Source organism: Neisseria sp. P0022.S009, assembly GCF_051956675.1.
GTDB lineage: Bacteria > Pseudomonadota > Gammaproteobacteria > Burkholderiales > Neisseriaceae > Neisseria.
In genome coordinates, this window is the sequence record NZ_JBQCXE010000045.1 from 1 (window position 1) to 526 (window position 526).

Annotated in this window: 2 protein-coding genes; both read right to left on the reverse strand. The window is 54.9% G+C overall.

The genetic code is table 11. From position 1 onward, the window contains the following. The coding region (locus ACTHUG_RS11350) for a prepilin-type N-terminal cleavage/methylation domain-containing protein (RefSeq protein ID WP_440422275.1) at positions 1-129 on the reverse strand (129 nt) is incomplete at its 3' end. A 179-nt stretch (positions 130-308) separates the two neighbouring features. Continuing rightward, positions 309-526 (reverse strand): ComEA family DNA-binding protein (locus ACTHUG_RS11355; protein ID WP_440422273.1); only part of this gene is annotated, 218 nt, incomplete at its 5' end.

The window sequence follows — 526 nt, forward strand, 5'->3', positions numbered from 1 at the left end:
CCGATAGGCCGTAAAGGCCACCGCCGCCAAGATCGAAACCAGCAACATCACCACCAACAGCTGTACCAAAGAATACCCCCTCTGCCCAGTTGTCCCATTCCGTTTTCCGTCAAATGCCTTTAAATACATATCCTTATTCCCTTTATCTTTTATATCCCTCTCCAATAGGCGTCCTATCCGTTTATCCCTTCACCCGACAGAAGTTCCCACTGGTCCAAGCTTCTATTCCCCCCGCCCCACACAAAGCCGCCCCGGGGCCCAACCGGCAAACGGTTCGGCCGCAGGGCGGCATATAGGCAGAATCCGGCTTATTTTTTCACGGCAGGCTGCGCAGCCTTAGGCGTGGCAGAAGAAACCGTCGCCTCCGCCTTCAACTTGTTCAGCACCGCATCACCAATACCCTTCACGTTTTTCAGCTCCCCCACCGATTTGAACGCACCGTTCTTCTGACGGTATTCCACAATCGCCTTCGCCTTAGCCGGACCGATACCCGGCAATGCCTCCAGTTCCGCAGAAGAGGCCGTAT